Annotated in this window: 6 protein-coding genes; all 6 read right to left on the reverse strand. The window is 73.6% G+C overall.

What is annotated here, in order from left to right; all coding sequences use genetic code 11:
* Positions 1 to 334: 334 nt before the first annotated feature.
* A complete protein-coding gene (locus tag E1300_RS45080) occupies positions 335 to 841 on the reverse strand; it encodes a DUF4234 domain-containing protein (RefSeq protein WP_131763415.1) in 507 nt (168 codons plus the stop codon).
* A gap of 155 nt (positions 842 to 996) precedes the next feature.
* Positions 997 to 2,520 carry a metallophosphoesterase family protein gene (locus tag E1300_RS45085; protein ID WP_207400341.1) on the reverse strand — a complete coding sequence of 508 codons (1,524 nt, stop codon included), beginning with the start codon at positions 2,518 to 2,520 and terminating at the stop codon, positions 997 to 999.
* A gap of 152 nt (positions 2,521 to 2,672) precedes the next feature.
* The gene (locus E1300_RS45090) at positions 2,673 to 4,331 is read right to left on the reverse strand and encodes a monocarboxylic acid transporter (RefSeq protein WP_207400342.1); all 1,659 of its coding nucleotides are present in this window, start codon (positions 4,329 to 4,331) and stop codon (positions 2,673 to 2,675) included.
* The gene (locus E1300_RS53760) at positions 4,328 to 5,059 is read right to left on the reverse strand and encodes a DUF485 domain-containing protein (RefSeq protein WP_165503284.1); all 732 of its coding nucleotides are present in this window, start codon (positions 5,057 to 5,059) and stop codon (positions 4,328 to 4,330) included. The genes E1300_RS45090 and E1300_RS53760 overlap by 4 nt, the downstream gene beginning before the upstream one ends.
* A 765-nt stretch (positions 5,060 to 5,824) precedes the next feature.
* On the reverse strand, positions 5,825 to 6,733 hold the full coding sequence (locus E1300_RS45100; RefSeq protein ID WP_131763416.1) for a diacylglycerol/lipid kinase family protein: 909 nt from the start codon (positions 6,731 to 6,733) through the stop codon (positions 5,825 to 5,827).
* A 5-nt stretch (positions 6,734 to 6,738) separates the two neighbouring features.
* Positions 6,739 to 8,272: FAD-binding oxidoreductase (locus tag E1300_RS45105; protein ID WP_131763417.1), on the reverse strand; the 1,534-nt coding region annotated here is incomplete at its 5' end.

Below are 8,272 nucleotides of genomic sequence, written 5' to 3' on the forward strand. Positions count from 1 at the left end.
GACAAGGTCGGGGACGTCGCGCGGCGGCCCGGCCGGCGTGCCGTCCTCGGCGAGCGGCCGCAGCCGTCCGCCGCCCCCCGGCCCGGCGGCCACCGCGATCCTCACGCGCCCATTGTCGCTCCGCCCACCGACAGAACGGCGCCCGGCCTCGGCGGACGCCGGGACGCGGGCCAGGCCGACAGAGAAGGCCGGTCGGCCGGGATGTCGCCCCTGCGCTGACGCGGGTCGGGCGCATAGAGAAGGACCCCTCCGCGCCGGGTGTGCACGGAGGGGTCCTGCCGCGAGTCTTCCAGGGGCCCAGGGCCGCGGCCCCCTGGAAGGACGAACGAGTGCCTCAGGCCGCGAGGGAGACCTGCTGGCCGGCCGGGGTGTCGCCGTACCGGTCGATGACCTTGTTGAGCTGGATCTGGTAGTACAGCACGCCGAAGCCGAAGATGCCGAGCAGGAAGCCCATCCCGCCGCTGCAGGTCTCGGGCAGGCCCGCGGCCCGCTGCGCCTGGGCGATGCGGCCGCCGAGCTTGACGAACACGATGAGCGGCCAGATGCCGAGGGTGATGCCGCCGAACACCAGCGACAGCAGCGCGTTCGTCGCCGCGTCACCGGTGCGGCGGTCGTACTGGAAGAGCTCGGCGTGGACCTTGTAGAACCACACCAGGCCGTAGATGCCGAAGGTGATGATGGGGAGGCCGAGCCAGGCGCCGACGGGGTTGCGGCGCTTCATGTTGTAGCCCGTGCCGGCGGCGGCCGGCGCCTGCTGGTGCTGCTGCGCCGGGGCGTAGCCGCCCTGGTACGCCTGCTGCTGCTGGTGGTGCTGGCCCTGACCCTGCTGGGGGTAACTCATCGAGTCGTCTCTCCTGAGGACGCGGTCGTTGTCCGGCCGGCCGTCCGTTACGGTTCACCCGTTCACTGAGCGAAGTCTGTAACGAGAGCGGACGGCCTCGCGGGGTAAGAAGCCAATGATGTCGGTTTTGTTCGCGGATTTCTTCGGAACGGGACTTATCGCAGCGGAATCGTCACCTCGTCCTCGCAGGGCGGGTCCGTCTCCTGGTCGCCGCAGCCGGTCGCCGCGTAGACGCGGATGCGCAGCTCCGCCTCCGTGACGTCCAGCCGCAGGAAGTGCTTGAAGAACGGCGGGGTGTCCCAGTCGGCCATCTCGGACCGGAACCGCTGCGGGAGCCGGCGCACCGGCAGCCGCGCGAACCGGGCGCGCGGCCGGCGCCCGCGCGGCACGCCCAGCAGCGCGGCGACGAAGCGCGCGCGCCGGGACGGCTCCGCCGCGTACCCGCGCCCGGCCTTGATGCCGAGCCGGTGCTCGATGGCCGCCGTGGCCTCCTCCGGCGTCAGCTCGAACAGCCCCGGCATCCGCAGCCACCGGCCGTAGAGCCTGCTGTAGCGCGACAGGGAGTCGCCGCGCAGCGGGTAGCAGCGGAACCTCTGCTCGTTGACCACGGTGGTGCGCGGGATCACGTGGGTGGCGTGCATGAACGCCCCGCCGCCGCCGGAGACGATGTAGTTGATGGTGCGGCCGTCGGCCAGCGCCATCGGGTAGCGCTGGTAGTTGTGGATGTCGCCGCCGATCGCGGCCACGAAGTTGTGCGCCGGGTCCTGGACGATCTCGTCCACCGTGCCGCCGCCCTCGATCTCGCCGGGACGGTGGTCGTTGTCCACGTAGATGGGCTTGCCCGTGACCAGCATCTTCGGCTTCGGCCCCGCCGAGACCTCGCGCAGCCACTCGCCCTGGTCGCGGTCGATCCCCCCGGTGATGCCGGTGTCGATCCCGATGATGCGCAGGGACGGCGTGTCGATCGCCCAGTACGGGCCGGGCTGCGAGCCCTGCTGGCCCGGCGCCCCCCGGTACAGGTTCCGGGCGTCCGCCAGGGCGCGCGCGTCGACCGTGCCGGGGCGGCGCCAGAGCAGGCGGGGGACGAAGGCGAGCGGACCCTGCCACGGCGGCGGCAGGCAGTCCTCCTCCAGGCCGCAGAAGACGTGCATGAAACCGCGCAGCCCGTCGTACCAGTCGTGGTTGCCCGGGACGGCGAAGATCGGCCCCGGGTAGTCCTTGTAGGGCCGGAAGAACTTCTCCGGGTACTCCCCCGCGTCGCCCGTCGGGTAGATGACGTCGCTCGCGATGATCATGAAGTCGGTGCCGGCGGCCGCGTGCAGCAGCGGCGGGACCACCGCGTACTGCGACTTGTCGCCCTCGCCGGTGTCCCCCATCAGGACGAACGAGAACTCCGGCGCCGAGCGGTGCACGGTGAACGCGGCGGGCGTCCCGCGCTCGCGCAGCGCCCCGACGCAGCGCCGGCGGATCGCGTCGGACGGGTCGCCGAACAGCCGCGCGACCACGTCGTTGCGGGACCGCCACAGCACCGACGGGCGCCGCCACGAGAAGTCGGGGACGCGCTCCGGCAGCAGATCGGTGAACGAGCCGGGCTTCCCGCACGTCCAGCCGGCCCCTCCCTCGGAGGTGCGGGAGTTCTCGGGCAGGGGCGCGGGCCCGGCGGCTTCCTCCGCACGCACAGAACACCTCCGGGGGGAGTGAGGGGGTGCTCACAGCCTGTCCCGGAGGTGATCTACGCGTCAAGCCGGTTGCGGGAACGCACCACGGCGAGGCGCCCCGATGCGGGATCGGTGCGGACGGAGGGCCGATCCAGCGCGAAACCAGCGCGGGTTCAGTGCGCGCCCGTTCCGGTGAGCGCGCGGACCTCCAGCTCCGCGTACTTCTCGTCCGTGCGCTCCTTCGACAGGACGGTCCCGAGGTAGGCGCACAGGAAGCCGACCGGGATCGAGATGAGGCCCGGGTTCTGGAGCGGGATCGGCGCGACGGTCGTCTCGCTGAACAGCGCGTCCACGTTGCCCTTCGGGATCGTGTCGGACTTGCCGCCCCAGCAGATCGGGCTCAGCAGCACGATCCCGACCGCCGTGACGAGGCCGCCGTAGATCCCCGCGACCGCGCCGACCGTGTTGAACCGCTTCCAGAACAGCGAGAACAGCAGCGTCGGCAGGTTCGCGGACGCGGCGATCGCGAACGCGAGCGCCACCAGGAACGCCACGTTCAGCCCGCGCGCGAAGATGGACAGCACGATCGCGATCGCGCCGATGACGATGGCCGAGTACCGCGCCATCACCACCTCGTCCCGCTCGCTCGCCTTGCCGCGCTTGAACACGTTGGCGAACAGGTCGTGCGCGAACGAGGACGACGAGGCCAGCGTCAGCCCCGCGACCACGGCGAGGATCGTCGCGAACGCCACCGCCGCGATGATCGCCAGGAAGACCGCGCCGCCGGTGGAGCCGGAGCCGCCGCCGAGCTCCTGCGCGAGCTGCGGCGCCGCGGTGTTGCCGCCCTTGTCCTGCGCCGCGATCGCCTTGCCGCCGACCAGCGCCGCCGCGCCGAACCCGATCACCAGCGTCATCAGGTAGAACACGCCGATGATGCCGATGGCCCAGTTGACCGACGTCCGCGCGGCCCGCGAGTTCGGGACGGTGTAGAAGCGGATGAGGATGTGCGGGAGCCCGGCCGTCCCGAGGACGAGGGCCAGGCCGAGCGACAGCAGGTCGAGCTTCGACCACACGTCGGTGGCGCCGTACTTCAGGCCCGGCTTGAGGAACGCGTCGCCCTTGCCGCTCTTGTCCGCGGCGTCGCCGAGGAGGTCGGAGAGGTTGAAGCTGTACTTCGACAGGACCCAGACGGTCATGACGATCGCGCCGCTCATCAGCATGACGGCCTTGACGACCTGCACCCACGTGGTGCCGCGCATCCCGCCGACCGTCACGTAGAAGATCATCAGGGCGCCGACGACCACGATCGTCCAAATCTTGGCTGCCTCGCCGGAGACGTCGAGCAGCAGCCCGACCAGCGCGCCCGCGCCGACCATCTGCGCGAGCAGGTAGAAGATCGACACGACGATCGTGGAGATGCCGGCGGCGGCGCGGACCGGCCGCTGCCGCATCCGGAACGCCAGCACGTCCGCCATCGTGAAGCGGCCCGAGTTGCGCAGCAGCTCGGCGACCAGGAGCAGCGCGACGAGCCAGGCGACCAGGAAGCCGATCGAGTACAGGAAGCCGTCGTAGCCCGACAGCGCGAACAGGCCCGCGATGCCGAGGAACGACGCGGCCGACATGTAGTCGCCGCTGATGGCCAGGCCGTTCTGCAGCGGCGAGAACCCGCGCCCGCCCGCGTAGAAGTCGGCGGCGGTCTTGTTCTGCCGGGACGCCCAGAGCGTGATCCACAGGGTGAGGGCCACGAAGACGGCGAACAGGATGAGCGAGAACGTGCGGTGCTCGTTGTCGGAGGCCGCCAGCACGGGGGCGGCGTACTGCTGGGGGCTCACTCGCCGTCCTCCTCACGGCCGGTGCCGGCCTGCTTCGGGTCGGTCCTCTTCCCCGGGTCGGCGGGCGCGCCGGGCTCGGCGGGTCCGGCGGGCCGGGTGGATCCGGCGGGCTTCTCCGCGGCCGTCTCGGCCTCGGTCGCGGACCCGGCCGCGGGCGTCTCGGCGGCGGACGTCCCAGCAGCGGACGCCCCGGCCGCAGGAGTCCCGGTGGCGGGCTTCTCAGCCGCAGGCGTCTCGGCCGCAGGAGTCTCGGTGGCGGGGGTCTCGGTAGCGGACGCCTCGGCCGCGGGAGGCTCGGTGGCCGGCGCCTCGGTGGCCGTCTCCGGCTCGGCGACGGTCGTGGCGGCGGCACCTGGCGCCGCGGCGCCGGCGCCCGCGACGGCCTGGTCCGCCTTGGCGCGGACGCCGTCCGCCAGGGGCTCCAGGCGGCGGCGCGCGTAGCGCTCGTACGCCCAGGCGATCAGGAAGGTGGAGACGAACTGGAGGAGGCCGAAGATCAGCGCGACGTTGATCTCGCCGACGACCTTCTTGCCCATGAAGTCGCGCGCGTACGCCGACAGCACGACGTAGAGCAGATACCACGTGAGGAACGCGGCCGTCATGGGGAAGACGAAACCGCGGAAGGCGTGGCGGAGCCGCTCGAACTCCGGGGTCCGTCTGAGCTGCGCGTAGGCCGCGTTGTCGAGTCCGCCTCCCGCGGACCCCGGCCCTGCCGACTCGGTTGTCACGACCACCTCCGCCGAATGATCAATCTCTGCGAATCTCTCCGGGAACCGCGGCCACGATGCCCGACGGTGATGGCCGATGGAGGCCAAATGACCAAGAACTTGGTTGGGTTGCGCGAACGGATACACGGCCGATGCAACCCCGATGCGAGACCGTGATCCACATCACATCGACACTGCGGTATGGGAACGTCACTCCGCGATGATGGCCGCGGGTCACCGTGGCGCGGCTCAGATCAGGGCGTGCCCCGTCCGTCCCGGGATCGGCGCGCCCGGCACCGGCGGAGCCGCCGGTGCGACGACGGTACCGGGGGTGGGGGCGGGGGCGGTGAGGCTCCGCACCGGGACGGGCCGGGACGGGAACCCGAGCGCCCTCCTCAAGGCGGAGCCACCGAGGACGGATCCGCCTGCGACGGAGGCCGCCTCGGACGCGGGAACCGCCTCGGACGAGGCAGACCCCCGGCCGAGGCGGAGCGTGGTCGGCGCCGGCGCCACCCCCAGAGACGCCGGCGCCACCACGACGAGGGCGCCCGCGGTCATCATGAGTCCCCCCAGAACGGCGAGCGATCGCCTTCCCATGATGCCTCCACAGACGGCCCCAAGGTCCCGAAAGTGGGACGTTCACGACGCTATCCGGAGGGCCGTAATGGAGGCGTAAATCGACCCAAACGGCGGTCCCAAATCTGCGACAACGATGAGAGCCCAGGTCAGAATGCCCGCGCCCTGCTCCGGCCGGGCGTGCGGGCGGGGCTCAGGGCGCCAGGACGCTCAGGGGGCCAGGACGCGCAGCGCGCCCGGCATCACCCGTGCGGTGACCGGCAGGACGCCGGGCAGCTCGCCGTCCGCGCCGTACGGCAGGGTGCGGCCGGGCGGGCCCGCGAGCTCGATCCGCACCTCGCGGCCGCGCAGCACCTCGACCTGGGGCCTGCGCACGTGCGAGCCGTCCGCCAGTTCGCGCATGACGGCGAAGAAGAGCGGCTTCGGGGCCGTGCCGATGAGGACGACGTCCAGCAGCCCGTCGTCCACCCGGGCGTCCGGGGCGATGTGCTTGCCGAAGCCGTAGTAGCCGGAGTTCGCGGCGACGACGGTGTAGCCGCGGCGCAGGTGCTCCTCGCCGTCCACCGTCACCTGGTAGTCGGCGGGACGCCACGACAGGATCGCCCGGAGCGCCCCGGCGTAGTAGGCGGCCGAGCCGCGGAGCAGCCGCGTCCGGTTCGCGTTGTCGTTGGCGACCGCGTCCACCCCGGCGTACACGCTGCCGAGGACGGGCGTGCCGTTGGCCTCGATCGCGTCCACGGCGCGCGGCTCGCCCTCCAGCAGCAGCCGCGCCAGCTCGCCGGGGCCGGACGGGACGCCGAGCTGCCGGGCGAAGTCGTTGCCGCGCCCGGCGGGCACGATGCCGAGGACCGCGTCCGTCCCGGCGAGGGCGCCGCCGACGCAGCCGACCATGCCGTCGCCGCCGACGCCGAGGACGACGCGTCCGGCCGCGCCGGCCGCGCGGGCGACGGTGGCGGCGTGCTCCAGGCCGCGGCTGTACTCGACCTCGACGTCCGCGCCAGCCTCGCGGAGCAGCCGGGCCAGCGGGATCAGCGTGGAGGCGGACGCGGACCCGCCCGCCGCGGGGTTGACGACGGCGGTGAACGCGCGGGGGGACGGCGGTCCGGGGGGCGGCGCCATGGCGGCTACTCCCCCGCACCCGGCGGACGCGAGGACGACGGATCCGCCCCCGGCTCGGCGGGCGGGACGAGGATGCCGGGGTTGAGGATTCCGGCCGGGTCGAGCCTGTCCTTGACCGCGCGCAGCACCGCGGACCCGAGCGGCCCGATCTCGCGGGCGTACCAGTCCCGGTGGTCGGCGCCCACGCCGTGGTGGTGGCTGATCGTCCCGCCCGCGGCGAGGATCGCGTCGCAGGCCGCGTGCTTCGCCTTCGCCCAGTGCGCGACCGGGTCGGGCCCCTGTGCCGACACGATCGTGAAGTAGAGCGACGCGCCCGCCGCGTAGACGTGCGAGATGTGGCACATGACCAGCGGCGGGGTGCCCGCGCCCGAGAGCGCGCCGATCAGCGCGCAGCGGACCGCCTCGTACAGCGCGGGGACGTCCGACCAGAACGTCGCCGTCTCCAGCGTCTCGACGAAGGCGCCCACGTCGAGCAGCGCGTCCCGCAGGTAGGGGGCGTCGAAGCGGCCGTGCTCCCACTTCTCGCCCGGCGCGGCGCCGAGCGGCTCCCCGCCCGCCCGCGCCAGGACCTCGGCCGCCCGGGCGCGCCGGTCGGCGATCTCGTCCGGCGTGCCCTCGAAGCCGAGGACGGCCAGCGCCCCCGCGCTCGCCGACGAGCCCGCGGCGGACGCGCCGATCGCCGCCGGGTCGGCGAGCCCGACCATGGTCTCGGCCTCGTCGGACAGCCGGAGCACCGCCGGGAGCGGGCCGTCCTGCGCGAGCCGCCGCAGCGCCGCGGTGCCCGCGCCGAACGAGGCGAAGCGCCAGCCCTCGTAGGCGGTGGCCGCCGGGACCGGGCGGATCCGGACGCGCACCGAGGTGATCACGCCGAACGCGCCCTCGGAGCCGAGGACGAGCTGGCGCAGGTCGGGCCCGGCGGCCGACTTCGGCGCGCGGCCGAGGTCGAGCGTGCCCTCGGGCGTGGCGACGGTGAGCCCCACGACCATGTCGTCGAACCGCCCGTACCCGGCGGACGCCTGGCCGCTGGACCGCGCGGCGGCGAACCCGCCGACGGACGCCCACTCGTAGGACTGCGGGAAGTGGCCGAGCGTGTAGCCGCGCTCGGCGAGCAGGGCCTCCGCGGCCGGGCCCCGCAGGCCCGGTTGCAGGACGGCGGTCCGGGACACCTCGTCGAGCTCGGCCAGGGCGTCCATGCGCCGCAGGTCGAGGGCCACGAACGCGTCCACCCCGCCCGGCGCCGCCGGGGCGAGGCCGCCGACGACGGAGGTGCCGCCGCCGAACGGGACCACCGCGACGCGGGCGGCGGCGCAGGCGCGCAGCACGGCGAGGACCTCGTCGTGGCCCCCGGGCAGCACGACGGCGTCCGGCGCGTCGGACGTCTCACCCGCCCGGATGCGCAGCAGGTCGGGAGTCGACTTGCCGCGCGTGTGGCGGATCCGCGCCTCGGCGTCGGTGCGGACGTGCTCGGCGCCGCCGACCGCCTCGGCGAGCGCCGCCAGCTCGTCCGGCGACAGCCGCGACGGCGCGACGTCGACGGCG

The organism is Actinomadura fibrosa, assembly GCF_900659615.1.
GTDB classification, from domain to species: Bacteria; Actinomycetota; Actinomycetes; order Streptosporangiales; family Streptosporangiaceae; genus Spirillospora; species Spirillospora fibrosa.